This window comes from Corallincola platygyrae (assembly GCF_039544265.1).
GTDB classification, from domain to species: Bacteria; Pseudomonadota; Gammaproteobacteria; order Enterobacterales; family Neiellaceae; genus Corallincola; species Corallincola platygyrae.
On sequence record NZ_BAABLI010000008.1, the window covers coordinates 204,006 to 230,431 of the forward strand.

At 51.1% G+C, this 26,426-nt stretch carries 28 protein-coding genes; 22 read left to right on the forward strand and 6 right to left on the reverse strand.

All coding sequences use genetic code 11. The features are described from left to right. Positions 1–157: 157 nt before the first annotated feature. The gene (gene queG / locus ABEA14_RS06500) at positions 158–1,309 is read right to left on the reverse strand and encodes a tRNA epoxyqueuosine(34) reductase QueG (RefSeq protein ID WP_345339080.1); all 1,152 of its coding nucleotides are present in this window, start codon (positions 1,307–1,309) and stop codon (positions 158–160) included. On the opposite strand from queG, the gene ABEA14_RS06505 reads away from it, so the two are divergent. The 11 genes from ABEA14_RS06505 to ABEA14_RS06555 all read left to right on the forward strand — a co-directional run bounded on the left by ABEA14_RS06505 (position 1,308) and on the right by ABEA14_RS06555 (position 12,932). Continuing rightward, positions 1,308–2,819: an NAD(P)H-hydrate dehydratase gene (locus ABEA14_RS06505; RefSeq protein WP_345339081.1), complete on the forward strand. Its 1,512-nt coding sequence runs from the start codon at positions 1,308–1,310 to the stop codon at positions 2,817–2,819. The two genes, queG and ABEA14_RS06505, sit on opposite strands and share 2 nt — an antisense overlap. A gap of 2 nt (positions 2,820–2,821) precedes the next feature. Then, positions 2,822–3,295 carry a tRNA (adenosine(37)-N6)-threonylcarbamoyltransferase complex ATPase subunit type 1 TsaE gene (gene tsaE, locus ABEA14_RS06510; protein ID WP_345339082.1) on the forward strand — a complete coding sequence of 158 codons (474 nt, stop codon included), beginning with the start codon at positions 2,822–2,824 and terminating at the stop codon, positions 3,293–3,295. A gap of 22 nt (positions 3,296–3,317) precedes the next feature. Further along, the gene (locus ABEA14_RS06515) at positions 3,318–4,631 is read left to right on the forward strand and encodes an N-acetylmuramoyl-L-alanine amidase (protein WP_345339083.1); all 1,314 of its coding nucleotides are present in this window, start codon (positions 3,318–3,320) and stop codon (positions 4,629–4,631) included. Between the two features lie 17 nt (positions 4,632–4,648). After that, entirely contained in the window at positions 4,649–6,538 is a 1,890-nt protein-coding gene (gene mutL / locus ABEA14_RS06520; protein ID WP_345339084.1) for a DNA mismatch repair endonuclease MutL, read from the forward strand. Positions 6,539–6,576: 38 nt separating this feature from the next. Then, complete coding sequence (miaA, locus tag ABEA14_RS06525; RefSeq protein ID WP_345339085.1) at positions 6,577–7,518, forward strand: tRNA (adenosine(37)-N6)-dimethylallyltransferase MiaA; 942 nt, start codon at positions 6,577–6,579, stop codon at positions 7,516–7,518. An 87-nt stretch (positions 7,519–7,605) separates the two neighbouring features. Then, complete coding sequence (hfq, locus tag ABEA14_RS06530; protein WP_345339087.1) at positions 7,606–7,854, forward strand: RNA chaperone Hfq; 249 nt, start codon at positions 7,606–7,608, stop codon at positions 7,852–7,854. A 30-nt stretch (positions 7,855–7,884) separates the two neighbouring features. After that, positions 7,885–9,171, forward strand: coding sequence for a ribosome rescue GTPase HflX (gene hflX / locus ABEA14_RS06535; RefSeq protein ID WP_345339088.1), 1,287 nt, complete (start codon positions 7,885–7,887; stop codon positions 9,169–9,171). Positions 9,172–9,244: 73 nt separating this feature from the next. Beyond that, positions 9,245–10,408 (forward strand): FtsH protease activity modulator HflK, encoded by a 1,164-nt coding sequence (hflK, locus tag ABEA14_RS06540; RefSeq protein WP_345339089.1) that lies wholly within the window; start codon positions 9,245–9,247, stop codon positions 10,406–10,408. A gap of 2 nt (positions 10,409–10,410) precedes the next feature. After that, entirely contained in the window at positions 10,411–11,289 is an 879-nt protein-coding gene (gene hflC, locus ABEA14_RS06545; RefSeq protein WP_345339090.1) for a protease modulator HflC, read from the forward strand. A gap of 80 nt (positions 11,290–11,369) precedes the next feature. Next, complete coding sequence (locus ABEA14_RS06550) at positions 11,370–11,570, forward strand: DUF2065 domain-containing protein (RefSeq protein WP_345339091.1); 201 nt, start codon at positions 11,370–11,372, stop codon at positions 11,568–11,570. A 66-nt stretch (positions 11,571–11,636) separates the two neighbouring features. Then, positions 11,637–12,932 carry an adenylosuccinate synthase gene (locus tag ABEA14_RS06555; protein ID WP_345339092.1) on the forward strand — a complete coding sequence of 432 codons (1,296 nt, stop codon included), beginning with the start codon at positions 11,637–11,639 and terminating at the stop codon, positions 12,930–12,932. Between the two features lie 79 nt (positions 12,933–13,011). Here ABEA14_RS06555 and ABEA14_RS06560 read toward each other — a convergent pair whose 3' ends face one another. Further along, positions 13,012–13,503 carry a hypothetical protein gene (locus tag ABEA14_RS06560; protein WP_345339093.1) on the reverse strand — a complete coding sequence of 164 codons (492 nt, stop codon included), beginning with the start codon at positions 13,501–13,503 and terminating at the stop codon, positions 13,012–13,014. Positions 13,504–13,687: 184 nt separating this feature from the next. Here ABEA14_RS06560 and ABEA14_RS06565 point away from each other — a divergent pair, with 184 nt between their 5' ends. The 3 genes from ABEA14_RS06565 (at position 13,688) to rlmB (ending at position 17,768) form a co-directional block, all read left to right on the forward strand. Next, positions 13,688–14,374, forward strand: coding sequence for a tetratricopeptide repeat protein (locus ABEA14_RS06565; protein WP_345339094.1), 687 nt, complete (start codon positions 13,688–13,690; stop codon positions 14,372–14,374). A 95-nt stretch (positions 14,375–14,469) separates the two neighbouring features. Continuing rightward, positions 14,470–17,022, forward strand: a complete 2,553-nt coding sequence (rnr, locus tag ABEA14_RS06570; protein ID WP_345339095.1) for a ribonuclease R — start codon at positions 14,470–14,472, stop codon at positions 17,020–17,022. Between the two features lie 5 nt (positions 17,023–17,027). Continuing rightward, positions 17,028–17,768, forward strand: coding sequence for a 23S rRNA (guanosine(2251)-2'-O)-methyltransferase RlmB (rlmB, locus tag ABEA14_RS06575; RefSeq protein ID WP_345339096.1), 741 nt, complete (start codon positions 17,028–17,030; stop codon positions 17,766–17,768). On the opposite strand, the gene ABEA14_RS06580 is transcribed toward rlmB, so the two are convergent. The 3 genes from ABEA14_RS06580 to ABEA14_RS06590 all read right to left on the reverse strand — a co-directional run bounded on the left by ABEA14_RS06580 (position 17,765) and on the right by ABEA14_RS06590 (position 19,865). Then, complete coding sequence (locus ABEA14_RS06580; RefSeq protein ID WP_345339097.1) at positions 17,765–18,175, reverse strand: HIT domain-containing protein; 411 nt, start codon at positions 18,173–18,175, stop codon at positions 17,765–17,767. The genes rlmB and ABEA14_RS06580 overlap by 4 nt on opposite strands. A gap of 18 nt (positions 18,176–18,193) precedes the next feature. After that, positions 18,194–18,532, reverse strand: a complete 339-nt coding sequence (locus tag ABEA14_RS06585; protein WP_345339098.1) for a DUF4405 domain-containing protein — start codon at positions 18,530–18,532, stop codon at positions 18,194–18,196. Between the two features lie 82 nt (positions 18,533–18,614). Beyond that, a complete protein-coding gene (locus ABEA14_RS06590; protein WP_345339099.1) occupies positions 18,615–19,865 on the reverse strand; it encodes a cation:proton antiporter in 1,251 nt (416 codons plus the stop codon). A gap of 230 nt (positions 19,866–20,095) precedes the next feature. Here ABEA14_RS06590 and rpsF point away from each other — a divergent pair, with 230 nt between their 5' ends. The 8 genes from rpsF (at position 20,096) to ABEA14_RS06630 (ending at position 25,140) form a co-directional block, all read left to right on the forward strand. Then, positions 20,096–20,524 carry a 30S ribosomal protein S6 gene (gene rpsF, locus ABEA14_RS06595; RefSeq protein ID WP_345339100.1) on the forward strand — a complete coding sequence of 143 codons (429 nt, stop codon included), beginning with the start codon at positions 20,096–20,098 and terminating at the stop codon, positions 20,522–20,524. Beyond that, positions 20,524–20,835: a primosomal replication protein N gene (gene priB, locus ABEA14_RS06600; protein ID WP_345339101.1), complete on the forward strand. Its 312-nt coding sequence runs from the start codon at positions 20,524–20,526 to the stop codon at positions 20,833–20,835. Before rpsF ends, priB begins: the two co-directional genes overlap by 1 nt. A gap of 11 nt (positions 20,836–20,846) precedes the next feature. Further along, positions 20,847–21,074, forward strand: a complete 228-nt coding sequence (gene rpsR, locus ABEA14_RS06605) for a 30S ribosomal protein S18 (RefSeq protein ID WP_345339102.1) — start codon at positions 20,847–20,849, stop codon at positions 21,072–21,074. 38 nt (positions 21,075–21,112) lie between these two features. Next, on the forward strand, positions 21,113–21,565 hold the full coding sequence (gene rplI / locus ABEA14_RS06610) for a 50S ribosomal protein L9 (RefSeq protein WP_345339103.1): 453 nt from the start codon (positions 21,113–21,115) through the stop codon (positions 21,563–21,565). A gap of 684 nt (positions 21,566–22,249) precedes the next feature. Then, complete coding sequence (locus ABEA14_RS06615) at positions 22,250–22,879, forward strand: glycine-rich domain-containing protein (RefSeq protein WP_345339104.1); 630 nt, start codon at positions 22,250–22,252, stop codon at positions 22,877–22,879. Positions 22,880–22,936: 57 nt separating this feature from the next. After that, the gene (locus ABEA14_RS06620) at positions 22,937–23,317 is read left to right on the forward strand and encodes a rhodanese-like domain-containing protein (RefSeq protein ID WP_345339105.1); all 381 of its coding nucleotides are present in this window, start codon (positions 22,937–22,939) and stop codon (positions 23,315–23,317) included. Positions 23,318–23,370: 53 nt separating this feature from the next. Further along, complete coding sequence (locus tag ABEA14_RS06625) at positions 23,371–24,480, forward strand: phosphotransferase enzyme family protein (protein WP_345339106.1); 1,110 nt, start codon at positions 23,371–23,373, stop codon at positions 24,478–24,480. An 84-nt stretch (positions 24,481–24,564) separates the two neighbouring features. Next, a complete protein-coding gene (locus ABEA14_RS06630; RefSeq protein ID WP_345339107.1) occupies positions 24,565–25,140 on the forward strand; it encodes a hypothetical protein in 576 nt (191 codons plus the stop codon). Positions 25,141–25,165: 25 nt separating this feature from the next. Here ABEA14_RS06630 and ABEA14_RS06635 read toward each other — a convergent pair whose 3' ends face one another. Continuing rightward, positions 25,166–26,365 (reverse strand): substrate-binding periplasmic protein, encoded by a 1,200-nt coding sequence (locus tag ABEA14_RS06635; RefSeq protein ID WP_345339108.1) that lies wholly within the window; start codon positions 26,363–26,365, stop codon positions 25,166–25,168. Positions 26,366–26,426: the final 61 nt, after the last annotated feature.

Consider the following 26,426-nt stretch of genomic DNA (forward strand, 5'->3'; position numbering starts at 1 on the left):
ATCTCCGCGACTCTGTTCTTGAATGGTTAAAATGCGAACGGGTGCGGAATAAGCTACCTACTAGGTGTTACATTTTTCTTTAAGAAATATTGCGCTAAATCAAAACAACAAAATCACAAGTGTGCCTTGTGGGTGGTAGTGGTCCTACTATTCGCTGCTACGCGTCTCTGGGCAGGGCTTTTTTGACGCTATTGATTAAGCGCTTGGTCTTTCTATTTTCTGACGGATTCTGGCTTTTTTTCTCTTGCTGCTGCGCGATAGCCCAAACTAAATGCTCAGATACCATCTCGCTTTGTATCGATGCATGCTTCTCTTGTAGTGCTGATAGCGTCGCTTCTGAGTAGGGTGCATTTCCGAGAGCAATGGCTATATTACGCAGCCAGCGCTCGTGGCCAATTCGGCGTATCGGACTACCTTGGGTTTGGTTGAGGAAAGTGGTCTCGTCCCATGCAAACAGATCCAGTAGTGATTGCGGGTGTAGTTGTTCCCTTGGCGAAAAATCGGCTTCCTGAGTCAATTGTGCATAACGATTCCAGGGGCAAATCAGCTGGCAGTCATCACAACCGTAAATTCGGTTGCCCATCAGCGGTCTAAGGTTTTCGTCGATGACTCCCGGGTGCTCAATGGTCAGGTAACTGATGCAGCGCCGGGCATCTACCACATAGGGTTCAACGATGGCTTGGGTTGGACAGATGGTGATGCAGGCCGTGCAATTGCCGCAGCCGGGCGCATCTTGCTGTGGGGTATCTGTGGGCAGAGGTAAGCCAATTAAGATCTCGCCGAGGAAAAACCAACTGCCAGCCTGTTCATCCAGTAGCAGCGAGTGTTTGCCGATCCAGCCTAAGCCTGCTTTTTGTGCCAGTGGTCGCTCAAGTATCGGTGCGGAATCAACGAAGGGCCTTGCGTTAAGATCCTCTACCTTGGTTGCGATCTTCTGCGCCAGCTGTTTGAGTCGGTTACGCATCAGCTTGTGATAGTCACGCCCCAGTGCGTAACGGCTGATATATGCCTGTTCAGGGTTTTCCAGCGTGCTGGCAAACTGAGCGTGTTCAGGCAGATAGTCCATACGTACGCTGATGGCTCTCAGGCTACCGGGGTGAAGCTGTTCCGGGTGCAGACGCATGTCGCCATGGGCGCTCATGTAGTGCATTTCGCCTTGGTAGCCCTTATCCAGCCAGGCTTTCAACGCATCCACTTCCGCGCTGAGATCAAGATCCGTTATACCGACCTGCTGAAAGCCTAGCTCTCGCCCCCAGCGCTTGATATCTTGAGCAAGTGATGACAGATCGAGAGATTGATTGAAAGACATGAGCAAGGACGATTCGAAGAGCCAATTCAAGAGTTTAACATATCCGCTTTATCGCGCAGCCGATGTCAAAGCCTACGAGGGCGAGGCCGCACAATCTGTTGGACTGTCGCTGTGGGACCTGATGCAAAGGGCTGGGGCCTGCGCATTCTTAGCTATGCAGAGCCGCTGGCCACTGGCCAAACATATTCTGGTGCTCTGTGGTCGAGGTAACAACGGTGGCGATGGTTTTGTATTGGCTCGCCACGCGCTGGCTGAAGGGCTAAAGGTTACGCTCTGTCAGATCGGTCAGTCGGAACAGCACATGGGACAGGCGGGACAAGCGAAAGCCGCTTATATGGCGGCGGGTGGCGAAGTGGTCGGCTGGGATGCCCATCTGCTGGAGCAGGCCGATGTCGTGGTCGATGCCATGTTAGGTACCGGAGCGAAAGGCCCTCTAAGACCGCCGTTTGACGATGTCATCACCACCGTCAACCGCTCAGGAGTACCTGTGTTGGCGATAGACCTGCCCTCAGGCCTGAACGCTGACACCGGATTTGTTGAGTCCTACGCTATACAAGCCGACACCACGGTCACATTTGTCGGACGCAAACTTGGGCTATATACCGGGGCTGCTGCCGATTTTGTTGGCGATGTGCAGTTCAATGATCTCGGGGTTGGCAGTGCATTCACACCACTAGTCTCCAGTCGCATAGGTTTGACCCGCCGACAAAACTACACCCGCTTGTTAAGGCCACGTGCCCGTGTGTCTCATAAAGGAGATTACGGTCGTGTGACGCTGGTAGGTGGCGATCAGGGCTACGCTGGCGCGCTGGTGTTATCGGCCAGATCCGCGTTGCGCTCTGGTGCCGGACTAATCGCTTCCATTACCCATCCAGGCCACATGACGGTGATGCTTGCTCAGCAGCCCGAAGTGATGTGTTTGGAGTCTTCCGACGCGGATGAGCTGGTCGAGAACCGGTTGAACTGGGCTGATGTGGTTGTGATTGGCCCTGGCTTAGGCCGAAGAACGTGGGGACAGAATCACCTGGCGGCCACCCTCAAACTACCGCAGCCGCTGGTAGTTGATGCCGACGCTCTCAATTTATTGGCCAATCTGGAAGAGATACCCAGACGGGACAATTGGGTGCTGACACCCCATCCCGGCGAAGCCGCACGCCTGTTAGGTTGTGATATCGCAGAGGTAGAACAAGATCGTTATGCAGCTGTATCAGCACTACAGGAAAAACTGGGCGGAGTAATTGTTCTCAAGGGGCCGGGCACCCTGATCTGCGATGGTGTAAATACGCTGGTGGCCACGGTAGGTAACCCGGGTATGGCAAGTGGTGGGATGGGAGACATTCTTTGCGGTATAATCGGCGGCCTGATAGCACAGGGACTCACCGTTTCAGATGCAGCAGCACTGGCGGTCTGTATTCATGGTGATGCGGCCGACATGGCTACTACCATGGGAGAGCGGGGAACCTGTGCCACTGATTTGTTACCCCATATTCGTACCTTGGTAAATCCATAAACATGAACAACGAAAGCCCCTCTTCTCAAACTTTTTCGTTAACAGACAGCGACGCCACCGTCGCTTTCGGTGCTCGCTTGGCTGATGCTCTTAAGTCCGGTGCCGTCATTTATCTACTGGGCGACCTGGGAGCAGGAAAAACCACCCTGAGCCGTGGCATTGTGCAGGCGATGGGACACGGCGGTAATGTGAAGAGTCCAACCTATACCCTGGTGGAAAGTTACGAGTTGAGTGGCCAAAGTGTGTTCCACTTCGACCTTTATCGCCTTGCAGACCCTGAAGAACTTGAATTCATGGGGGTTCGTGATTACTTTGCAGACAATAATGTTTGTCTAATAGAGTGGCCACAGCGCGGAGAAGGCTTTTTGCCAGCCGCAGACCTTATTATTGAGTTGAGTTATGACGGCCATGGCCGACAGCTTGTGGTCGAAGCGCGTACATCGCGCGGACAGACAATTTTAACGCAGTTAGTTTGAGATTAGTGTGAGTGGTATGAGGATGTGGGGTAGGCTTTTCGGATTGGGCTCATTGCTGGTAATGCTTTGGACCTTAACTCCATTGGCATCGGCCGCCGAGCTGCACGGCGTTCGTGTCTGGCCGTCTCCAGATAATACCCGCGTTGTGTTTGACCTCTCCAAACCCGCTGAATACAGCTATTTTGCGCTTAAGAATCCTGATCGTTTGGTATTCGATTTCAAATCCAGTAGTAAACAAGTTGACCTGTCCGGTGTTGCTGATAACAGCGACCTGATCAAGAAGGTGCGCACCAGCAAGGCACCGAAGAAAGGCACATTACGGATTGTTCTGGATCTCAAGCGAGCACTGAAACCCAAGGTGTTTGCGCTTAAGCCTACCGAACCTTACGGCGACCGAGTGGTTGTCGACCTATACGACCAGAAGAAAAAGCCGGTGGTGATCACCAATAATCGCGCAGATCAAAAGCGCGAGATTGTAATTGCAATCGATGCTGGTCACGGTGGTGAGGACCCCGGGTCTATTGGTGGCCGCGGTATCTATGAGAAGAAGGTGACACTGGAGATCAGTCGACGCCTTGCCAAATTGATAGATGCAGAGAAAGGCATGAAGGCTTTGATGGTGCGAACTGGCGATTATTATGTCGGGCTGAACCGTCGCTCTGACTTAGCCCGCCAGCATGGGGCAGATTTGTTGTTATCTATCCATGCTGACGCTTTTACCTCGCCGGGACCGAGAGGGGCATCGGTATGGTATCTATCCAATCGCCGCGCAAAAACAGAAATCGGTCGTTGGTTGGAGAAAACCGAAAAGCACTCCGAGTTGCTCGGAGGTGCGGGCGAAGTACTGACCGATACCAAGAGTGAAAAATACCTGACTCAAACCCTGCTCGATATGTCGATGGACAACAGTCGTGCGACCGGATTTGAGGTGAGCAAAGATATTCTTCACTACATGGGTAAGGTGACCAAACTGCACAAAAAAGAGCCGGTTTCGGCCAGTCTGGCAGTATTGAAATCACCCGATATTCCATCGCTGTTGATTGAGACCGGTTTTATCTCTAACCCACAAGAAGAGAAGTTGCTAAACACCAAGTCTCATCAACAGAAATTGGCCCAGGCCATTTTTAATGGTGTACACCGCTACTTCAGAAACACACCGCCAGAAGGTACTCTGTTTGCTGCGCTTAATCCGCGTACGCACACGGTGAAAAGCGGTGAATCCCTCTCTGTATTGGCTCAGCGTTACAACACGTCGGTGACTCAGTTGAAAAAGACCAACAAACTGAAAAGTGACATGTTGCGTATTGGGCAAGTCCTGACTATTCCGAGCACCTAACCGCAAGGCCAAGCTTAATGCCCATACAGATACTTCCGCCTCGCCTAGCCAACCAAATAGCTGCAGGTGAGGTGGTTGAACGTCCAGCTTCTGTCGTTAAAGAGCTGCTGGAAAACAGCCTTGATGCAGGTGCAACGCGGATCCAGATTGATATCGCCAAGGGTGGCCATCAGCTGATTAAGATCCGTGACAACGGCACAGGTGTAGCCAAAGAGGAACTTACGCTGGCACTGAGTCGTCACGCGACCTCTAAAGTATCCACGCTGGATGACCTCGAAGCTATCACCAGCATGGGATTTCGCGGTGAGGCGTTGGCCAGTATCAGCTCGGTCGCTCGACTGAGTTTTACTTCTCGTACCGCAGACCAGACGGAAGCCTGGTGCGCCAAGGCAGAAGGGCGTGAGATGGAAGTGCAGTTGTCACCTGCCAGTCATCCGCAGGGAACAACCGTTGAAGTGGCAGACCTGTTCTTCAATACCCCTGCGAGGCGTCGATTCTTACGGACCGAAAAAACCGAGTTCACACACATAGATGAAGTGGTTAAGCGAATCGCTTTGGCCCGTAAAGATGTCGCGATCACGCTGACTCACAACGGTAAACCTGTCAGGCAGTTTCGCAGCGGTGATTCTGAAGCTGCAATAAGCAAACGATTGCAAACCGTGTTTGGCCCTTCTTTTCTTGAGGGCGCTATTGAAGTTGAATCTGTACATCACGATATGCACCTGCGCGGTTGGATCGCTCGCCCGGATTCGTGTCGCATCACCAATGATTACCAGTATTGCTATGTGAATGGCCGAGTGATGCGCGACAAACTGATCAATCATGCGATCCGTCAGGCATACGATGAGCGGCTGGGTAGCGATTTGCACCCGGTGTTCCTGCTCTATTTTGATATCGATCCCCGACAGGTTGATGTGAATGTGCATCCCGCCAAGCATGAAGTCAGGTTTCACCAAAGCCGACTGGTCCATGACTATATTTACCAGGTGCTGCATCAGGCATTGGCAACGTCAATGCAACCTGAATTAGAACAGCCATCTGAGGCCATTCCTGATACAGGTTTGGCAAACTCAACTGTGCCTGGCGTTTCGTCCGCAGAAGGTCACTCGGTCGCGGTAGCAGCGTCATACCAAAACAGCTATGAGCCCGCGCCGCTGCGAGCAAGCGAATCGCAACCCGCTACTGGAACTGGTGGCTACTCCTCAAGTTATGGTGCCAGTGCTGGCAGAGGCTCTCATTACGGTAAGCCGGCCGTTGATAGCGCTGCCGCAGCTGCCTATGCGGAGTTGATGCATGTGCCTGCGGAACAGCGAGATGTTTCGTCACAGATAGAACCAACACCGCAAAACCATGAAGGCTCAGACTCATCAAATGAGAGCGATAGCCGTTGGCTCACCTTGGTAAAACCGCACTATCTGTTACTGCAGGAAGGTGAACAGTTGTGGTTGTCTAATGCCTCAAGGCTTTTGCAAACCGCCCATCAAGCGGCAATAGATCAGATGTTAGAAGCAGAAGTCGTGTCTCAGCCCTTGTTACTCCCCGTCAGCCTGGTGTTGTCTGATCTGCAGTTACAAGCGGTACAAAGTCATGAAGCTGGATTGGATAAGTTAGGAATCAAAGTTGCGGTGAAAGGGCACAAGCTGATTTTGAGGCAGATACCGGCACGTTTTCGGGATTGTCCCTGGACCCAGTTACTGCCGGTGATCCTTGACCATCTCTCTGCTGCAGAGTCATCAGCTGTGGAGACCGCGATGGCAAATGGATTACAGCAATGCACCAATGTTGGCGACTTGAACGAACTTCGCAAGCTCTGCCTACCCTTGGCACAAGGGGATATCTCACAGTACCTCACTGACCGGGTACAAGTTGATTTAAGCCAGTCGATAAAACTACTGGCCAAGGGCTAAGCTTCACACCTTAAAATAAATACATATTGAACAGCGAAATGAATACGAATCCGCAGACGGCAACCCGACCAAAGGCCATTTTTTTAATGGGGCCGACCGCGTCAGGTAAAACCGACCTGGCGATGTCGCTTTATCAGGCGATCCCCTGCGAGGTGATCAGTGTCGATTCTGCACTGGTTTATAAAGGGATGGACATTGGTACCGCCAAACCCACGGCTGAGGAACTGGCTAAAACCCCTCACCAGTTGATAGACCTAATCGATCCATCAGAAGCCTATTCAGCGGCGCGTTTTCGCAAAGACGCGCTGGCAGCGATGAATAAAGCAGTAGCCAAGGGCAAAACCCCTTTGCTGGTTGGTGGCACCATGCTCTATTACAAAACGTTGTTGGAAGGGTTATCAGCGTTGCCGGAAGCCTCCCCTGAAATTCGTCAGCAGATAGAGGCTGAAGCTGCGGATAAAGGTTGGCAGGCGCTGCATGATGAACTCAAAAAGGTCGACCCTGAATCTGCAGAACGGATCCATCCGAATGATCCTCAGCGGCTCTCGCGAGCGATAGAAGTGTATCGCGTCAGCGGCAAATCCTTGTCTGAATGGATAGCTGAGCAGTCAGCGGAGCCACTTCCATTTGATGTAGTGCAATTCGCTATTGCGCCAAATGACCGAAAATTACTCCATCAACGGATTGAGCTGCGTTTTAAACAGATGGTGGAACAGGGCTTCGTGGATGAGGTGAAGCAGCTCTATGGGCGCGGAGATTTGCACATAGACCTACCCTCAATCCGCTGCGTCGGTTATCGCCAGGTATGGGAATATCTGGAAGGACGTTACGACTTCGATGAAATGGTATATCGTGGTGTTGTAGCGACACGCCAATTGGCAAAACGACAGTTAACCTGGCTAAGGAGCTGGCCGGGTGTTCGCTGGCTGGAAAGTGGTGATGAAAATAACTTGGAAATCATCCTTTCCGCCATTCGCTAGACAGGTCTGTCTTGTTTATACTACTGTCTTGTTTAGGGAAAACTCTACTCATAATAACTAGCAATATAAAACAATAAGGATAAGGCGATGGCTAAGGGGCAATCATTGCAAGACCCATTTTTGAACGCTTTGCGTAAGGAACGTGTGCCAGTCTCTATTTATCTGGTTAACGGAATTAAATTACAGGGACAGGTAGAGTCATTTGACCAATTTGTCATTCTGCTGAAAAACACAGTGAGCCAGATGGTTTATAAGCACGCTATCTCTACTGTTGTGCCAGCACGTCCCATTTCTCATGCCAGCCATGCACCTGGCAAACCGGAGAACGGCGAATAGTAATGTTTAATCCTCAGGGGGCCGTAACGCTTGTTTGACCGTTATGATGTTGGTGAACAGGCGATCCTGGTTCATGTCGATTTTAGTGATGAGGGTGAAAGGGAAGATTTAGCTGAACTCAAAATGTTGGTTCAATCGGCGGGAGTTGAGGCGTTAGATGTCGTCACAACCCGCCGCCCTTCACCTAATCCCAAATATTTTATCGGTGCGGGTAAAGCAGAAGAGATCGCTGCCTTAGTGCAGGCGACATCTGCCAATCTGATTATCTTCAATCACGCACTTTCTCCCTCGCAAGAGCGCAATCTGGAGCATATCTGTAAGTGTCGTGTTCTCGACCGTACTGGCCTGATCCTGGATATCTTTGCTCAGCGTGCACGTACTCACGAAGGTAAACTGCAGGTGGAGCTGGCTCAGCTGCGTCACCTGTCGACTCGCCTAGTGCGTGGATGGACACACCTTGAGCGTCAGAAAGGTGGTATCGGTCTGCGAGGTCCGGGTGAGACTCAGCTGGAAACCGACCGCCGCCTGCTGCGGGGCCGCATAAACCATATTCTCAAGCGACTGGATAAAGTTTCCAAGCAGCGAGAGCAAGGGCGCCGGGCTCGCCGACGCGTAGAGATACCGACGGTGTCTTTGGTTGGATATACCAACGCAGGTAAATCGACACTGTTCAACCGGATCACGGATGCCGGTGTCTATGCCGCCGATCAGCTGTTTGCGACCCTGGACCCAACGCTACGCAAACTAGATATTGATGATGTTGGCCCAACTATTCTTGCTGACACGGTTGGATTTATCCGTCACCTACCCCATGATCTTGTTGCGGCGTTTAAAGCCACACTGCAGGAAACACAGGAAGCACAGCTTTTGTTACATGTGGTTGATGTGGCAGATGAAAGGCGGGATGACAACACCTTTCAGGTAAATGAAGTGCTCAATGAGATCGATGCGGGTGAAGTCCCCGTACTCATGGTGTATAACAAGATTGATCTTGTTGAAGATATGGCACCACGCATTGAGCGGGACGACGAGGGAAAACCTGAGTCTGTGTGGCTTTCAGCGCAGCAGGATTTAGGCATAGAATTGCTGTTTGAAGCGTTGACGGAGCGCTTGTCGGGCACTATCGTCGAGCATCAGTTGCGCTTGCCGCCTAAGTTTGGGCGGGTTCGTGGTGTGTTTTACAGCATGAACAGTGTGCAGTCGGAAGAATTCACCGACGAAGGTGGTTGGTTATTGACGGTGCGCATGCCAGCTGCAGATTGGCAGCGGTTAGTGAAGCATTCTCCGGAACCAATTGAGTCCTGCATCTGTCATTAAGATGGGTTGCAGGCGAATTCGTTGTGCAGACAAAACAGATAACAAACGCATCCAAAGAACTGGAGTAGCATAAATGGCGTGGAATGAGCCAGGAAATGGGGGTCGTGATAAGGACCCTTGGGGAAAAGGCGGTCGCGACCAGGGACCACCTGATCTAGATGAAGCAATTAAGAATGTTTCCCGACGCCTCGGAGGTATCTTCGGCGGTGGAAGTGGTGGCAGCGGACTCAGTGGCGGCGGCTTCTCGACAGGCGCTATTGGTCTGATCCTAGTGGTACTGTTGATTGTTTGGGCCCTTAGCGGCTTCTATACCATCCGCGAAGCAGAGCGTGGTGTCGTGCTGCGCTTTGGCGAATATCTGGAAGAGGTTTCGCCAGGTCTGCATTGGCGCCCGGTCTTTGTTGATGAATATATTCCGGTGGATGTCAGCACGACCCAGTCGATGCCGTCTCGCGGCAACATGCTGACACGAGATGAGAATGTGGTGCGTGTTGAGATGGAAGTGCAGTTCCGAGTGGTTGATCCCCGCGCCTTCCTGTTCACCGTGCCAGATCCCTACGATACCCTGAAACAGGCAACAGACAGTGCGCTGCGCTACGTTGTTGGCCATGCTCGCATGGACGATGTGTTGAGTGAGGGGCGTGAACAGGTTCGCCAGGATACCTGGAAAGAGCTGGAAAGTATTATCGACAATTATGGTATCGGCATTACCATCCGTGACGTCAACTTCCAGAATGCACGTCCACCAGAGCAGGTTCGCGATGCATTTGATGATGCCGTAGCCGCTCGAGAAGATGAAGAGCGCATCATCAACCAAGGCCGTGCTTACGCCCGTGAAAAAGAGCCTCAGGCCCGCGGTCGTGTAGAGCGTATGCTGGAAGAAGCCCAGGGTTATAAAGAGAAAGTGATCCTTGAAGCTCAGGGTGAAGTCGCTCAGTTCGAGAAGCTGCTACCTCAGTACCAGGCTGCGCCTGAAGTAACTCGTAGTCGTTTATACATCGAGATGATGCAGTCTGTGCTTAGCAATACCAGCAAAGTGCTGGTGGATGTTGAGGGTGGCAACAACATGATGTACCTGCCGCTGGATCAAATGATGAAACAGCGCAAGGCTAATCCATCGAGTGGTTCAGGACAGGCGCCCATGACTATTAACTCGTCTTCTGGAGGCACTGATTACCCTGCAAGCAGTGGTGGCAGAACAAGCCGTGATGACCGTTATCGCCAGGGGAGAAATTAATCATGCAAAGATTAGTACTATTTGTTATCGCAGCTCTGGCGGTTGCGCTTTACTCTTCGGTCTTCATTGTTAAAGAGGGCGAACGAGGTATCGTCGCACGATTTAACAAGGTATTGCGTGGGCCAGACGGTATGGCCGTTGTCTATGAGCCGGGCATTCAATTTAAAGTACCGATGATTGATTCCGTGACCATCCTTGATGCGCGTTTGCAGACGCTCAGTGGTCAAGCGAATCGCTTCATCACCAGAGAAAAGAAAGACCTGTTGGTTGACTCTTATGCCAAGTGGCGCATCAATGATTTTGCCAAGTACTACCTGGCAACCGGTGGTGACCGCTTCCGCGCAGAAGGTCTACTGGATCTGAAGATTACCAACGGCCTTCGTACCGAGTTCGGTACCCGCACCATTCAGGAAATTGTATCAGGTGAGCGTGATGACCTGATGGCTGAAGCACTACGTGAAGGTGCTGAAAGTGCCAAAGACCTGGGTATCGAAGTGGTAGATGTGAGGGTGAAAACCATCAACCTGCCCGAGGAGATCCGAGACGCGATCTTCAACCGTATGCGCACTGAGCGTGAAGTGGTTGCACGTGAGCACCGCTCTAAAGGTCGTGAGCGCGCCGAAATTATTATGGCGGAAGTGGACCGCAGAGTGACCGTGATGCTCGCTGATGCGGAACGTAAGTCTCGTACCCTGCGCGGTGAAGGGGATGCGAGTGCCGCTAAGGTGTTCGCTGACGCTTATAACAAGGACCCTGAGTTCTTCGCCTTCTTGCGCTCGTTGCGTGCATATAGAGAGAGCTTCGCGAATCAGGGGGATGTACTTGTCATTCAACCTGACAGTGAGTTCTTCCGCTATATGAAACAGGCGGAAGTGAATTAAGTAATTGTTTAAAGGGGCCGGTTGGCCCCTTTTTGTTAAAGTCTCATCTTTAAGTCATGGTAGGCAGGGAGTTGCAGTAGATGTTGACGACCGGTTTATTGATTGGATTCGCTCTTTTACTAGTAGTTGAAGGGGTCGGTCCTCTGATGTTTCCAAACCGCTGGAGCAGAATGTTACGTATGATGTCAGCTCAGCGCCCAGAGCTTCTGCGTCAGATAGGATTAGTAATGGTTTCAGCAGGTTTGCTGCTGTTATGGTTAATCCTTCGGCAAAAGGGGTGATCTCTCTTCCAGATCTGCTAAAATCCCGCCTTTCCTCGCAACCATTAATCTGTGGCGAACTGAGAAATGGGTAAAAACGTTGTAGTGCTTGGCACCCAATGGGGTGACGAAGGTAAAGGTAAGGTCGTAGACCTACTGACAGATCAGGCGAGCTATGTTGTGCGCTATCAAGGCGGACACAATGCTGGTCATACACTGGTTATCGACGGCGAAAAAACCGTCCTTCACCTGATCCCATCGGGTATTTTGCGTGACAACGTAAAATGCATAATTGGTAATGGCGTTGTTCTTGCGCCAGATGCCCTGTTCAAAGAATTGAAGATGCTTGAAGAGCGCGGTGTGCCAGCGCGTGAGCGTCTGTTCATCTCTGAAGCTTGTCCTTTGATCCTGCCGTATCACGTGGCACTGGATCAGGCGCGCGAAAAAGCGCGTGGTAAGAAAGCGATTGGTACTACAGGTCGTGGTATTGGTCCTGCTTACGAAGACAAAGTATCTCGTCGTGGCCTGCGTGTTGGTGACCTGTTCAATGCAGATGACTTTGCGGTCAAACTGAAGGAAGTGATGGCATATCACAACTTCATGCTGACGAATTACTATGAGTCAGAAGCGGTTGATTACGATACGGTCTTGGCGGATTGCCTGGCTATTGCTGACACGCTGAAAGCGATGACAGTTGATGTCACTGACGTGCTGGATAAAGCACGTAAAAACGGTGAGTCAATCATGTTCGAAGGTGCCCAGGGCACGCTGCTGGACATCGATCACGGCACATACCCCTATGTAACCTCTTCTAATACCACTGTTGGTGGTGTTGCAACAGGTGCGGGTTTTGGCCCATGTCACCTGGATTATGTGCTGGGTATCGTGAAAGCGTACACCACCCGTGTTGGTGCTGGTCCATTCCCAACGGAACTTGGATGTGAAGTGGGTAACCACTTGGGCACTAAGGGTCACGAGTTTGGCGCGACTACCGGTCGTCAGCGTCGTTGTGGTTGGTTTGACGCGGTTGTAATGCGCCGTGCAGTACAAATCAACTCAATCACTGGCTTGTGTATGACCAAGCTGGATGTACTTGATGGCCTGAAAGAGCTGAACATCTGTACCGGCTACAAACTGGCTGACGGCAGCATCGTAGATGTACCGCCTATGGCTGCTGATGGTTATGAAAACGTGGAGCCTATCTACGAAACCATGCCTGGTTGGGATGACAATACCTTTGGTGTGACAGACGTCGACAAGCTGCCTGCAGAGGCTGTGGCTTACATCAAACGTATCGAAGAGATTCTGGAAGTTCCTGTAGATATTATCTCAACGGGTCCAGATCGTAACGAGACTATGATTCTGCGTCATCCGTTCGCGTAATGTGAGCATCCCGCATTAAAAAAGCCGCTGATTAGCGGCTTTTTCTGTTTTTGGGGAGGGAAAATATCAGGGCTTCAAACTATTCGTTTGTTTTGCTCTTGTCCCGTAGCCATTGACCACGATACCAGGGCTTTCTGGTGCCTGCTTCTACTCTTTCGATGACATATTCGAATGAATCCGGATTGCCAAAGGTCCAGGTCTCAACGCTATCCATCCATTCGCCTTTTTCTGATTGAGTGCGGTTATAGAACACCAGATTTCCACCTTCTTCACCGCCCTTACCGTAGAACAGCGCGATCCCCATTTTTATGCCAACAAAAGTGGCGCGAATGGTTTTAGCAACGGGATCCCAGTGATAGCTGCCTTCAGCAACCTTTTCCCAGCTATCGCCCACTTTAATCTCCATGTAGCCATGGACGATGCGTTCACCTACACCCCAATAGAAATGTTGGCGGGCGCTGCCATCTGGAGTGATCCAATGGCCTATGGCTGGGGAAAGCTGATGCAGCTGAGTCTGGCTCCACGCAACGGAGGAGAAAAGCAGAGTTAAGGCAAAAATGAAAAAACGCATCGATTCACTCCATGAATTTGCGTGAGAAGATATAAGAAAGATCTTATGCATGAAACTGTTTTTGCACAAGAATTGATCGTTAATCTATGGCTGCCTCTAGTTGTTGGTATGCTTTAGGCTAAAGGCAGTGCCAAATTGGTCGATAATGGTATAAGCGCTTAGGGTCGTAGCCATGATTTTATCAATGAAAAAATTCCTCACACTTTCATCTGCTCTATTGCTTTGCTGTCATGCTTGGGCGACTGAGCCAGAACCGGAAGCAGATAAATCGCCGGTATTTGCTGGTGAACCAGAAATAGAAACGGCGCCGCCATTGCGTGCTATTCAGCTCTACAGCCAAGAGGAGCTGGGGCGACTGATTATTCGCAATGAGCACCTGGCCCGTGTCAAAGCCGATGATTGTCAGCTGGTAGCGGATATTGAAGCTCGCGCCAAGAAGATGGAAACGCCGGTATACCAGTTCCTGTACGGCGATATGCTGGCTTGGGGTGTTTGCTACGAGCGCGATGCGGAGCTTGGCATGCACTTTATTGAGCAAGCAGCTAATCAAGGCTTGCCGGCCGCATTGGAGCAGTTAGGTCGCTACTACTATCGCGGCATATTGGTACAAAAGAACTTCGCGCGTGCCGTTGTTTATCTTCGTGAAGCGGCTTCTTTGGGTAACCTGAAAGCGCAATTGGAGCTAGCTGAGATCTTTGCCAAAGGTGAAGGCAGCCCCTATGACTACGCCGACGCGTATCGTTGGCTCAGTGAAGCCGTGATCGCCGATAAAAAGACCCATCAGCGGGCGCAGGAACTGCTTGCTCAGCTTGCCGAACAGATGCCACCTCACGTTATTGCTGAAATCAAACGCGCGCAAATCAACGGCTGATCAAGGGATTAGCTGACTAAATTTGGATCTCCCACTCTGCTTTCCCGGCAGATCCGGTATACTTCTACAAAAGCTTACTTAATCAGGCTATCTCAGTGGACAAACCCCATCAGGATCCGGAACTGGCTTCAGAACAAGCCAAATATGAAAATCCTATCCCCAGTCGTACCTATCTCCTCTCTCTCTTCGAAGCAAGCCCAGCACCACTCTCCTATGACGAAGTGAACGCACAACTTGGCTTGACCGATGAAGAGCAGCTGGTGGCGTTAAAACGTCGCCTGCGCGCCATGGAGCGAGATGGGCAACTGGTATTCAACCGCAGTAAAAAATATGCGCTGCCAGAGCGGTTGAACCTGATAAAGGGTACTGTCATCGCTCACCGGGATGGGTTCGGCTTTGTTCGCCCGGAAACGGCTACGGGTAAAAGTGGCGACCTGTTTCTGAATGACAAACAGATGTTTGGTGTTCTGCACGGTGATACCGTTCTGGTTCAGGAAATCGGTGTTGATCGCAAAGGGCGAAAGGAAGGCCGCGTCGTTCGCGTCGTGGAAGAGCGTAACCCGGAAATTGTCGGCCGTTATTTTGTTGAGTCTGGCATGGGCTTTGTCGTGCCAGATGATACCCGCCTCAGCCAAGATATCCTGATCCCACCAGAGCATAAGCTTGGTGCGCGCCACGGCCAGATTGTGGTTTGTAAAATCACATCTCGCCCAACCCCTAGATTCAACGCCATGGGGGAAGTCACCGAAGTGCTGGGCGAGCATATGGCGCCTGGCATGGAGATTGAAGTCGCGCTGCGTAACTACGATATTCCCCACCAATGGCCCAAAGCGGTCAAAAAGCAGATGCGCAAATGGGGGGATGAAGTTCCCGAAGAAGCCAAAGAGAATCGGATTGATCTGCGCGAATTGCCACTGGTCACCATTGATGGCGAAGATGCACGCGATTTTGACGATGCCGTTTACTGCGAGAAGAAACGCTCAGGTGGCTGGCGCCTATGGGTTGCGATCGCGGATGTCAGCTATTACGTTCGACCAGATTCGGCCTTGGATCAGGAAGCCCAGAACCGAGGTAACTCGGTCTACTTCCCCAATCAGGTGATCCCCATGCTGCCAGAGGAGCTGTCCAATGGCCTCTGCTCATTGAACCCGCAGGTAGACCGCTTGTGCATGGTGTGTGAGATGACCGTCAGTGCCCGCGGTAATCTCTCAGGTTATAAGTTCTACGAAGCCGTCATGAATTCTCATGCGCGATTCACTTACACCAAGGTTGCTGCAATTTTGGATGGCGATGAGAAGCTTCGGGAAAAATATGCGGCCCAGGTACCTCACCTTGAAGAGCTGCATCGTTTGTACAGTGCTCTGAAGCAGGCGCGTCATCAGCGCGGTGCAATTGAGTTCGAAACCCTGGAAACGCGCTTTATTTTCAACGCTGAACGTAAGATTGATCAGGTTGTGCCGGTGGAGCGCAACGATGCCCATAAGATCATCGAAGAGTGCATGATCCTGGCAAACGTCGCGTCGGCACGTTTTGTCACTAAGCATAAAGAACCCGCCCTGTTTCGCGTACACCAGTCTCCCGGACAGGAGAAGCTACAGAACTTTCGCCGCTTTATCGGTGAGTTGGGCCTGAGCCTGGGAGGGGATGACTCCCCTACACCGGCTGACTTTGGTGAACTGGTTGAACAGATCGAAGGTCGTCCGGATCAGGAGCTGATCCAGACCATGTTGCTGCGCTCTATGCAGCAGGCGATATACGATGCGGACAATGAAGGCCACTTCGGTCTAGCGCTACCGGCCTATAGTCACTTTACCTCGCCTATTCGTCGTTACCCGGATCTATTGCTGCATCGCGCACTCAAGTATCTGGTAGCCAAAGAACAGCATGGCGACCAGAAACAGCGCTGGACACCGACGGGCGGTTACCATTATCAACTTGATGAGATGGATATCTTTGGCCCGCAATGCTCAATGACCGAGCGCCGTGCTGACGATGCCACCCGTGATGTTGATGCGTTCCTCAAGTGTGAATACATGCAGGACCATGTCGGCGACGAGCTGTTCGGTGTGATCTCGTCAGTCAACAGTTTCGGTTTCTTTGTCCGTCTGGACGATTTGATGATCGATGGCCTGGTTCACGTATCGACTCTGCACAACGACTACTATCAATTTGACCAGGTACATCACCAGTTAATTGGCGAAAACAGCCGCAAGCGTTATCGCCTGGGTGATTCGGTATGTGTGCGAGTTGTCGGCGTCAATATCGAAGATCGCAAGATCGATTTTGAGCTGGCCGGTGATGACGCCCAGGGGCGTCGTAGTGGTTCTGCCCGAAAGGGCCGAGGTGGTTCTTTCAGTGGTAAAGACAGGGGCAAAGATCGTGGTAAAGGGAAAGGTAAAGCGAAAGCCGGAGCCAAAGGGAAGTCTTCCGGCAAACAGGTAAGCGAGCGCGACAAGATGAAAATGGGTATAGTGCCCGGCGCGAAAAAAGGTAAGGGCGGTGGCCGTGGCAAGAAGAAGTCTGCCATGAGTGCGTCACAGCGTTCTGCGGCAGCGGCGCTGGGATCTGGCAAGGCGGCAGGTAAAAAGCCTGCTAAGAAAAAAGCCAGCACTAAGTCCCGAGCCAAGAAGGCCAGTAAAAAAGGGTAAATCCGGTGAGTCAGTCTGATCTAATTTTTGGTATTCACGCCGTGACTGCGGCATTGAAGAAGTCTCCAGAGCAGTTTATTGAACTGTATCTACTGAAAGGGCGGCTGGACGAGAAGCTTACCGAGATAGTGAATTTGGGGCGCAAAAACGGCGTGTCTGTTCAGCAGATGTCCCGTAAAGCCCTGGACGATAAGACTCGCGGTGCGACCCACCAAGGGGTCGTGGCTCGTATAAAACCAGCACCAATGCTGAATGAACACGATCTTGACCGCATTCTGGAATCTTCTGACCAGCCTTTCCTGTTGATACTGGACGGTGTAACCGACCCACATAACCTGGGTGCCTGTTTGCGCTGCGCCGATGCCGCTGGTGTTGATGCGGTCGTTGTGCCCAAGGATAAGTCGGCCACCCTTAACGCGACGGTACGTAAAGTTGCCTGTGGTGCTGCTGAGTCAGTGCCGCTGGTTGCTGTGACAAATTTGGCTCGGGCTATGCGTCAGTTGCAGGAAGCGGGAGTCTGGATTATTGGTACCGCTGGCGAAACAGACCAGAATCTTTATCAGACCAAACTCAATGGCCCAATTGCTATCGCCATGGGGGCCGAAGGTAAGGGGCTGCGCCGTTTAACGCGTGAGCACTGTGATGAGCTGGTAAAACTGCCAATGGCTGGCAGTGTCAGTAGTCTTAATGTGTCTGTGGCGACCGGGATCTGTCTGTATGAAGTGGTCAGACAGCGACAGCTTTAATTCACTAATTGATTAAGCAGCTCTGATATCAGCCTGTCTCTTTCCCCTTGCGGCCAGGGGCGGGCTTCTCCACTTCCCCAAACGGGGCCGGGCCAGGCTGCATCACTTTCAAACCTCGCCACCACATGCCAGTGCAGTTGGCTGACAACATTGCCCAGATTAGCCACATTGATTTTCTTACAGTCTGTGACCGCCTTTAATGCTTCAGACACCTGACGACTCTCGTCGATAAGTTGATGCTGACGTTCTACGGGCAGATCGGTGACTTCAACCAGCTCGTTCATACGTGGGATAAGGATCAGCCAGGGGAAACGGAAATCATTCTCCAGCCGCACCTGGCAAAGGGGTAAGTCGACAACAAATATTGAGTCTTCTGCCAGAGATTGATCTAATCGAAATGCTGCCACAGGAGAGCCTCTTAAACGTTAGAGTAGTACTGCTAGCCCAGCCAGTATGATGACAATCGCTATCCCCCACAAGAGTGGATGTTTGTACCATGACCGTCCGGCACCTGTTTTATTGCCCATGTAATGACTTAAAGGTTTAAGGTTGAGGTAGCCGTGAAACAACATCAGGGCAAACGCCAGGAAGCCCAGATAAAGATGAATGTCTTTATAGGTGTGTTTGCTTAATCCCCATAACATCCAGCCACGTCCCTCAGGACCGTGAGGGGCTAAAAACAGTAACAGGCCGGTTGCCGACACAATCAGCAGGGCCATCATCATGGTGACAGCGGTATAGGGGCGCCAACAATTCAGGTTCATCTGATACCTCCAAAACCATCGATCTTCTATGGTTTATAATGAGGTGTTTGTCTGAGGTCGTTCGTTAAGAGTTGTAAAGCAGCTAATGCTTGTTTTGACTGAGCCCAAGCCGCCGCAATATCCAAGGCATGCTGGGGGCCTGAATAAGTAGGGTAAACAGCACCACGCCATAGCCTATCGACTGAATCGTCCACCAGCCTTCGATATCTGTGGGCAGCGAGAGTGCAAGCACCAGTGTGATAGCGCCACGCAGCCCGCCCCAGTGCATCACCTTCTGTTCAGTAAAGGGGATGACAGGACCTCTCATAACCCTGGCAAGCCCCAGGCTGGTAGGAATACTGATCGCTCGAGCAATGATAATGGCGCATATGCCAATGAGTATGGCCAGGTATCGCTCGCTGAACATGTTGAGGGTGATGGTCACGCCCATTAATAGAAACAGCAAGCCATTGGCCAGTTGTCCACAAAGGTCCCATAGCTGATGTAGCTGTTTATACTCTTCAACCTGGCTAACCGTTTTTGTTTGGTTGCCTAAATTACTTAAGTTGCCTACCAGCAGACCACAGAGCAGCACTGCCATAACCCCGGAAACGTGAAACAGCATCTCAGCTAAAGCAAAGCTGGCATAAGCAAGTAGAAGAGTGAGTTGGGCACGAGTGGCAAACTGCTTCAGGCGTTGAAATAGCCAGGCGCCTACCAACCCCAAAAGCCCTCCGACAATGCACCCACCAATAAATACGCGCCCAAATTCATAAAGGGCGCTGCCAAAGCTCAGTGATTCATTGCTGCTGGTGGCAAGCATGACAAACACTGAGAACAGCACAATGGCGGTGGCATCGTTAAATAGGCTCTCGCCTTCCAGCATGATCCCCAGGCGCGCAGGTGCGCCCAGTGACTTGAGTTGCGAGACCACAGCAACGGGATCCGTGGCCGCAAGCAGGACGCCGGCAATCAATGCAGAATGCCAGGGGAATCCGGTTGGGTGGCCAATGGCATAATAAAGCGCCGTGCCGATCACTATGGTCGTGAGTAGCACACCAATAATTGCCAGACTCAGGATAGGCACTAAGTGTTTGATTAACTGCTTTGCGTCGATGGCAAAGGCGGCTTCAAATATCAATATTGGCAGAAAGACAAACAGCACCAGATCCTGAAAATTGTCGGCTCTCAGCCCGGTGTCATAGCCAGCCAGCAACACCAGTTCTGAACCAGCAAAGCCAATCAGTACCAGCAGGGCGGTATGGGGTAGGTGGGTCCAGCGAGCAACAGGAGCGCTCAACAGGCAGGCTGACAGCAACAGGATGAATGCTACTACTAATTGTTCTATCGCCATCGATTGCTCCTTTGTCGCCGGCCAACAGTGAAGGCAGCGGGTAAGTGAATAGACAGACCGCAGCAAAAGAAAAAACTATTCAAACCTCTTTAAAGATAGTCCTTGAGCGTAGCGATGAATTTCTGTACTATGCGCCCCCCTGAAATCAGCCATTTTATAAGTTCCTTGCCTCTATATCGGTGTGGCTGAGCCGAGGCTCAAGAGGCTGTTAACCCGTAAGGAGCGTTTTAATGCGTCATTACGAAATCGTTTTCATGGTTCACCCGGACCAGAGCGAGCAAGTACCTGGCATGATCGAGCGTTACACTGGCGTGATCACTGCTGCAGGCGGTCAAATCCACCGCTTGGAAGATTGGGGCCGTCGTCAACTGGCTTACCCAATTGAGAAGCTGCACAAAGCACACTACGTACTGATGAACGTAGAAGCGACTGCTGAAAGTGTTGACGAGCTGGAAACAGCTTTCCGCTTCAACGACGCTGTGCTGCGTAACATGATCATGAAGGTCAAAGGCGCTGTTACTGAGCAGTCACCAATGGCCAAAGCCAAAGAAGAGCGTCCAGCGCGCCGTGATGATCGTCGTGACGATCGTCGTGAAGAAGCTGCTGCACCTGCTCCTGCGGCTGAAGCACCTGCGGAAGAGGCTCCAAAAGCTGAGTAATGGATGCTGATAATCGACTGGTGCTGACGGGAACCGTCGCAACCGCACCATCGACAACCAGCAGCCCGACTGGCATTCCCCACTGTGAATTCGGTTTGGAACATCAGTCGCAGCAAATGGAAGCCGGAATGGGTCGTCGAGCTTGGTGCTACTTAAGCGTAGTGGCCAGTGGACGAGAAATTCAGCCCCAGACTTTGAATTTAACTAAGGGCAGTACCGCCAGAGTGATTGGCTTTTTAAGTCATCACCGCACTCCAAACGGAGTAGGAAAACTGGTTTTACACGCCCAACAGATTGAAATGATTGCTTAGGAGATCGTGCCATGGCTCGTTATTTCCGTCGCCGTAAATTCTGCCGTTTCAGCGCAGATGGCGTCACTGAAATTGATTACAAAGACATCCAAACTCTCAAGGGCTACATCACTGAGAGTGGTAAAATCGTGCCTAGCCGTATTACCGGCACTAGCGCAAAGTACCAGCGTCAGCTGGCACGCGCTATCAAACGCGCACGTTACCTGGCTCTGCTGCCTTACAGCGACACGCACAAGTAAGGCCGGGCCTAACTCGGACCATTTGAAGAGGAAAGGTAATGGAAATTATTCTTCTCGATAAGATTGCTAACCTGGGTGGCTTGGGCGACCAAGTAACCGTTAAGGCTGGCTACGCACGTAACTACCTGATCCCACAGGGTAAGGCAGTTCCTGCAACTAAAGCTAACGTAGCTGTATTCGAAGAGCGTCGTGCTGAGCTTGAAGCCAAATTGGCTGGTGCTCTGGCGGCTGCTGAAGCTCGTGCAGAAAAACTGGGTGCACTGGAAGAAGTGGTTATCGCTTCTAAAGCTGGTGACGAAGGTAAGCTGTTCGGCTCTATCGGTACTCGTGATATCGCTGACGCGATCACAGCTGCAGGTGTTGAAGTGGTTAAGAGCGAAGTTCGCCTGCCACTGGGTACTATCCGCAACACTGGCGAATACGACATCGACGTTCAGGTTCACACCGACGTTACTGCGACTGTTAAGCTGAGCGTTGTTGCTGAAGCTTAATCGCTGTCGATAGTTGCTAAGAAAAACACCGCCTTATGGCGGTGTTTTTTTATGTACAGGATGTACGGTATGCCGCGGGCACATGGTACCCAAAGCACTTCGTGGGGCATGCAAATGTGCAGGAGCGGCGATGTCAGGATGTACGGTCGAAAACTGCTCCATGCGTTTTCGACATTTCCGCCGTCCATGGCGGTCGTATGCCGCGGGCACATGGTACCCAAGACACTTCGTGGGGCATGCTAATGTGCAGGAGCGGCGATGTCAGGACGCCTTCTTCAATATGCTTCTGGCTAGGAGCCAGGATGACAGAAGTATTTAGGCTCTTTGAGCGGTTTCGGGCGCTAAGCTTCATATTGTCTAAATCTGCTCCTAATTTCGCGCCCAAGTTAGGGAGCGAATGCGCCTTCGCTCCCTAACAACCACTCTTTACCGGCAGGGAGTGCGCCCCGACTATGTGCTATTCCTTCGTTCCCAGCTTCGTGTCAGCTAACGGCTCGATAAACATCCTTGTTTAACGAGCCTAAGGTGGGCATCCTTGCCCACCTTCACGCTGACACTTGCCTTCACTGCGGGCACATAGAAGGGGAATTCAATAGCAACACCTCAACCCCATTCACCAAAGTTGAATCCCATATACCTCGCATGGTTGAATACCCTTGATTGAAAAAGGAATGGGGTGTTGGGATGGAACTTAAACACGCGCTGGATAACTTTGTGGTGTCGATTGGCGGTGATGAAACGCTTTTTTTCGACAAGTTGTGCCAGGAGTATGGGTGGCGACGAAGGTTTGCAGAACAGGCGTTTACCGAATACAAACGCTTCCTGTACCTGATTTGTGCCAGTGGTGAGCGTCAAGTGCCCTCCAAGGTTATTGATGCTGTCTGGCATCTGCATCTCACCTTTACCCAGTCCTATTGGCAAGACCTTTGTCGAGACACGCTAGGCCGGGATATTCATCACAACCCTTCTTCTCAAAATGCTTATGCAGCCAAGCGTGATCAGCAAAATTTTGAGCGCACCCTCGACCTCTACCAGGAACATTTTCAACAGGCGCCCCCGGCTAATATCTGGCTAAAGAGCAATCCCCGTGCAATACAGCTACGTAACTATATTGTGCCTTTTGTTGTATCGGCAGGATTGTTGGCTGCGTGCAGTGAACAGACCAAAGATAAGATAGATAATTTTATCTTCTGGGGCGTGATAATCTTCATCGTTTACAAAGTGTTGCGTTGGGCATTTTCGCGGGGCAGAAGCGGTCGCTGTGGAGGCAGTAGCTGCGGTAGTAGTTGCGGCAGCTGTGGTGGTGGCGACTAGGTCAATCTAGGTGGCATGCAGTTGTATCGTCGAATTCGTTAACTATTGGAAAGAGAAATGAAGCAGTTATTTTTATGTATCACCTTACTTTGGTCCAGCCTGGCTATGGCGGTCGATACGCCTCTGATTAGCCAGCAATCATTCCTGGAACTGCAGAAAGCGAATCCTGACCTTATCGTTCTGGATGTTCGCAGTGAGCCAGAGTATCTGGCCGAGCATATTCCTGGTGCCATCAATATTTCCCACGATGAATTGGATAAGCGTTGGAGCGAGTTGGATGGTGCGCAGAATGAGCTGATTGTGGTGTATTGCCGCAGCGGACGTCGCGCAGGGATCGCAGAAGCGCTGTTGATGGAGAAAGGTTTCACACAGCTGAAACACCTTGAAGGCGACCTGATAGGTTGGAAAGCAGCGGATCTACCGTTGCAAACCAAGTAACATACTGGCTCCAGTAGTTGGCTGCCTGTCAGCCGTTGTGTTTGGAAAGTCTGATGCCGTACGAGCCCGTTCAAGGTCGCCTGCATTACATCTTTGAGAAGTACGGTATTTCTCCGTTGGGAGATATCACAATAAGCTTCTGTTCGATGGCAAATGAGATCTTCAGTTTCGATACTGAAGAGGGAAAGCTGTACCTGAAAAACTGCCTGAAGAACGATAGTCCCTCGCGTATCGCTTTGGAGATCGCGTTCAGTGAGCACCTGCAAGAGAACGGGATGCCTTGTCCTGAGCTGGTTTCGGCTAAAAATGGCGACAAAGTCGTTTACTACAATGGCTTTCAGTTCCTGTTAAGCAAAGCGTTTGACGGCTACACCCCCCATTGGAATGACACGCTTGAGCCTTGGATCGTCCGGGAGACAATGCGTGGCTTGGGACGTTTTCACCAAGCTGCAGCCAGTTTCTCTACACAGCACGACAGTGACCGCATTAAAAGCTTCGAGTTTGAGCGTCAGTCCGCTTGGCTGGATGACTTGCAAGCTGAGCTTACTGAGCAATCGGATAGCGAGCCGAATGCAGGTATGCTGCAGTTGATCCCCAAGTTACGCCACTTAATCGAATCTGTTAGGCCTCACGTCGCAGAAGGGCTGGCGCGTGGTTGCCAGGTGCAGATGATCCACGGTGACTTCCACTGTTTTAACGTCTTCTACAAGGATGAACAGATGGTGGGGTGCTGTGACTTCGACTTTATTCGTCGGGACTTGCGGCTGTTCGATCTTTGGTGGTGTACTCGCAGTATGCTTGATGACGTTTATTTTCCTCTGAAATGGGGAGCTGAGCGCGTTCGTGACAGGCAGTTCCAGCCAGATCCCGACGAGATACAACCGATAATCAATGCTGCAATTCGAGAGTGTATCGAATTCTACCGACAGTGTGCGGAGCTGAGTGATACGGAGTTGAGCTTTCTGCCATTGATGCCTAAGCTGCTTATTCTTAACAATATGCAGTTTTTTGACCCTAACAGCTCTGAAGAGGAGCGAGCTGATCACGTAACTGTGATAAGTCAGCAGCTCAGAAAGATTGAAGCGCATTCGGAAAGGTTAAAGACCGCGGTAGACCAGATGTTGTCTGGAGTGCTTAAAACAGAAGATCAGGCAACTTCTTGATCTTGAATATTTTGAGATGACATAACAGTTGAGCGCCGTAACTTAGTGTGAGATTAGTTATGGGGTTAGTACAGGGAGGGCAGGATGGCACAGGGAAGATTGCAATTCATATTCTTGATACTCATCTTTATTGCCGCTTTTCAGGCGCAGGCACATCATATCTTTTCGTGCGATCAGGATGGACTCAAACAGAAGTCCGCACATATTGATCTGCAGCTATTTGAAGGTGACCCCAAGTATTCTTTTACCGTGGCCCAGGATGGCCTTCACCTGAATATCACCATTGGCACCATTCGCTCGCATCATGGGTCGCCGCTGCTATCCAATCTCCAGTCGACAGATACGCCATCAAAGCAACTGGAAACCGTACATCATTCCTACGGATTGATCTGGCAGGATGAGATGTTCCACGATGTGACACTGCTTGAGTCTTACGAACGAAACGTGTCCACGTTAAGCGGAAAAACCTCGATATGGCGTGCAACGTTTGATGAACACGTGAGCCTGGTGTCTTTATGGTCGAGTCTGAACAACGGAACTGCGTATGTGGTGATGCTGAACGCTGGTCTGGAAGATGACAAAAACACAGTCACTAAAGTGATTCATATAAAACGTCTGATGGACCATATCGTTGGCCAGTGTGGCTTAATCGACGCCTAAGTGTTTGCTCGATGAAAACTCTGAGTCACTGATAAGCAGGAAATAGAAATACGGCCTGCTTTTCAAGCAGTGCACTGATATTGATGCCCAGTGTAATGCTGCCTATGAACTCCCCACTTTCAGGATCTAACATCGCTTTGCTGGCATGAACCAAGAAGCTTCTTGTCGAGCTGTCGTAGTCTATGTCACTTAAGTGAAGCTGCTCTGGAGCATTCGATGGGTTTATAAACTTGGCTTCGTCTCCCTGCCAAAAGTCGGTTGTCAGTCGAGTGATTCCTACCCCTAATCCACGTTGATTAGAGACAATTGCTTCGGTGATTAACTCATCAGACAAACTGGTTAAGGACCTGAGTCGCTGAGAGCTTTTGCTGTTGATAATGCGCAGGGCAAGATCTTCATTTTCTGACTGCAGCCACATCTGGTCCAGTGTCGCTACATCCAGGTGGCCAATATGCAGCTCCTGCTCGCTATTTTTCACCGCTGATAGAAGGTGGGGGTCTTGAGTCAGCGTGGTGAATAGATCAGAAAACTTATCGGCAAGAATGGTTTGTTCAAACTCAGATAGCTGGAATCCATCGCCAATACAGTGCTCAATCTTGGAGTTGAACTGACCCAGTAGTTCCGGATATCTCTCCAGGTAATGATTGGAAAAATAGAGATGCATGGGCGCATAGCGGGCGAAGCTATGAGAAAGCTTACCTGTGGGCGTGAACGTCTGCTTCAGGTGCTGCACGGTTTGCGCATAATCGGCGAGAAAGGCATCAACACGCCCAGCCTGTACCAGGTTAATCATCTGGGACAAAGAGTCCGCTTGCACCTCAAGGGTTAGGGGAAAGCTCTGTTGCTCTAACCAACGCTGTTCGTTGCTGTCTGCGAGCACAGCTACCCTGGCCTTATTCGGCAGTTCAGAAAGCGGAACAGTATGAAACCACATCCACTTTTGTAACAGGATGGGGAAGCTAGGCGTGCCTATTTGGGCCAGTTTTTCGTTGGGCTCCAAAGCAAATATACCCGGGGTTTGTCCTCGAGTAAGTGCCGCCAGCGCGTGTCGCCACGTAACCACATGGATTACTGGCTTCATTTGAAGGTGTTCGAAGATACATCTTACTGCCGAGGTAGATGTCCCGTTGGTAGAGTGTTGTTGTTCATTGCTGGCAGGGAAAGCGTGATAGGTTTGAAGCTCTATTTGTGTATTGGCCTGAGCGAGTCCGCAGGTTAGTGTCATCAATAAGATGCCAAAACCATAGCTAACAGGCTGAAATAGAGAAAAAATCTTCATACCTCAA

What these genes read in the sequence shown, in the direction of transcription:
- ABEA14_RS06505 (WP_345339081.1), top strand. Translation starts at nt 1,308, where the DNA reads ATGAGCAAGGACGATTCGAAGAGCCAATTCAAGAGTTTAACATATCCG.
- queG (WP_345339080.1), bottom strand. Translation starts at nt 1,309, where the DNA reads ATGTCTTTCAATCAATCTCTCGATCTGTCATCACTTGCTCAAGATATC.
- tsaE (WP_345339082.1), top strand. Translation starts at nt 2,822, where the DNA reads ATGAACAACGAAAGCCCCTCTTCTCAAACTTTTTCGTTAACAGACAGC.
- ABEA14_RS06515 (WP_345339083.1), top strand. Translation starts at nt 3,318, where the DNA reads ATGTGGGGTAGGCTTTTCGGATTGGGCTCATTGCTGGTAATGCTTTGG.
- mutL (WP_345339084.1), top strand. Translation starts at nt 4,649, where the DNA reads ATGCCCATACAGATACTTCCGCCTCGCCTAGCCAACCAAATAGCTGCA.
- miaA (WP_345339085.1), top strand. Translation starts at nt 6,577, where the DNA reads ATGAATACGAATCCGCAGACGGCAACCCGACCAAAGGCCATTTTTTTA.
- hfq (WP_345339087.1), top strand. Translation starts at nt 7,606, where the DNA reads ATGGCTAAGGGGCAATCATTGCAAGACCCATTTTTGAACGCTTTGCGT.
- hflK (WP_345339089.1), top strand. Translation starts at nt 9,245, where the DNA reads ATGGCGTGGAATGAGCCAGGAAATGGGGGTCGTGATAAGGACCCTTGG.
- hflC (WP_345339090.1), top strand. Translation starts at nt 10,411, where the DNA reads ATGCAAAGATTAGTACTATTTGTTATCGCAGCTCTGGCGGTTGCGCTT.
- ABEA14_RS06550 (WP_345339091.1), top strand. Translation starts at nt 11,370, where the DNA reads ATGTTGACGACCGGTTTATTGATTGGATTCGCTCTTTTACTAGTAGTT.
- ABEA14_RS06555 (WP_345339092.1), top strand. Translation starts at nt 11,637, where the DNA reads ATGGGTAAAAACGTTGTAGTGCTTGGCACCCAATGGGGTGACGAAGGT.
- ABEA14_RS06560 (WP_345339093.1), bottom strand. Translation starts at nt 13,503, where the DNA reads ATGCGTTTTTTCATTTTTGCCTTAACTCTGCTTTTCTCCTCCGTTGCG.
- ABEA14_RS06565 (WP_345339094.1), top strand. Translation starts at nt 13,688, where the DNA reads ATGAAAAAATTCCTCACACTTTCATCTGCTCTATTGCTTTGCTGTCAT.
- ABEA14_RS06585 (WP_345339098.1), bottom strand. Translation starts at nt 18,532, where the DNA reads ATGAACCTGAATTGTTGGCGCCCCTATACCGCTGTCACCATGATGATG.
- ABEA14_RS06590 (WP_345339099.1), bottom strand. Translation starts at nt 19,865, where the DNA reads ATGGCGATAGAACAATTAGTAGTAGCATTCATCCTGTTGCTGTCAGCC.
- rpsF (WP_345339100.1), top strand. Translation starts at nt 20,096, where the DNA reads ATGCGTCATTACGAAATCGTTTTCATGGTTCACCCGGACCAGAGCGAG.
- priB (WP_345339101.1), top strand. Translation starts at nt 20,524, where the DNA reads ATGGATGCTGATAATCGACTGGTGCTGACGGGAACCGTCGCAACCGCA.
- rpsR (WP_345339102.1), top strand. Translation starts at nt 20,847, where the DNA reads ATGGCTCGTTATTTCCGTCGCCGTAAATTCTGCCGTTTCAGCGCAGAT.
- rplI (WP_345339103.1), top strand. Translation starts at nt 21,113, where the DNA reads ATGGAAATTATTCTTCTCGATAAGATTGCTAACCTGGGTGGCTTGGGC.
- ABEA14_RS06615 (WP_345339104.1), top strand. Translation starts at nt 22,250, where the DNA reads ATGGAACTTAAACACGCGCTGGATAACTTTGTGGTGTCGATTGGCGGT.
- ABEA14_RS06620 (WP_345339105.1), top strand. Translation starts at nt 22,937, where the DNA reads ATGAAGCAGTTATTTTTATGTATCACCTTACTTTGGTCCAGCCTGGCT.
- ABEA14_RS06625 (WP_345339106.1), top strand. Translation starts at nt 23,371, where the DNA reads ATGCCGTACGAGCCCGTTCAAGGTCGCCTGCATTACATCTTTGAGAAG.
- ABEA14_RS06630 (WP_345339107.1), top strand. Translation starts at nt 24,565, where the DNA reads ATGGCACAGGGAAGATTGCAATTCATATTCTTGATACTCATCTTTATT.
- ABEA14_RS06635 (WP_345339108.1), bottom strand. Translation starts at nt 26,365, where the DNA reads ATGACACTAACCTGCGGACTCGCTCAGGCCAATACACAAATAGAGCTT.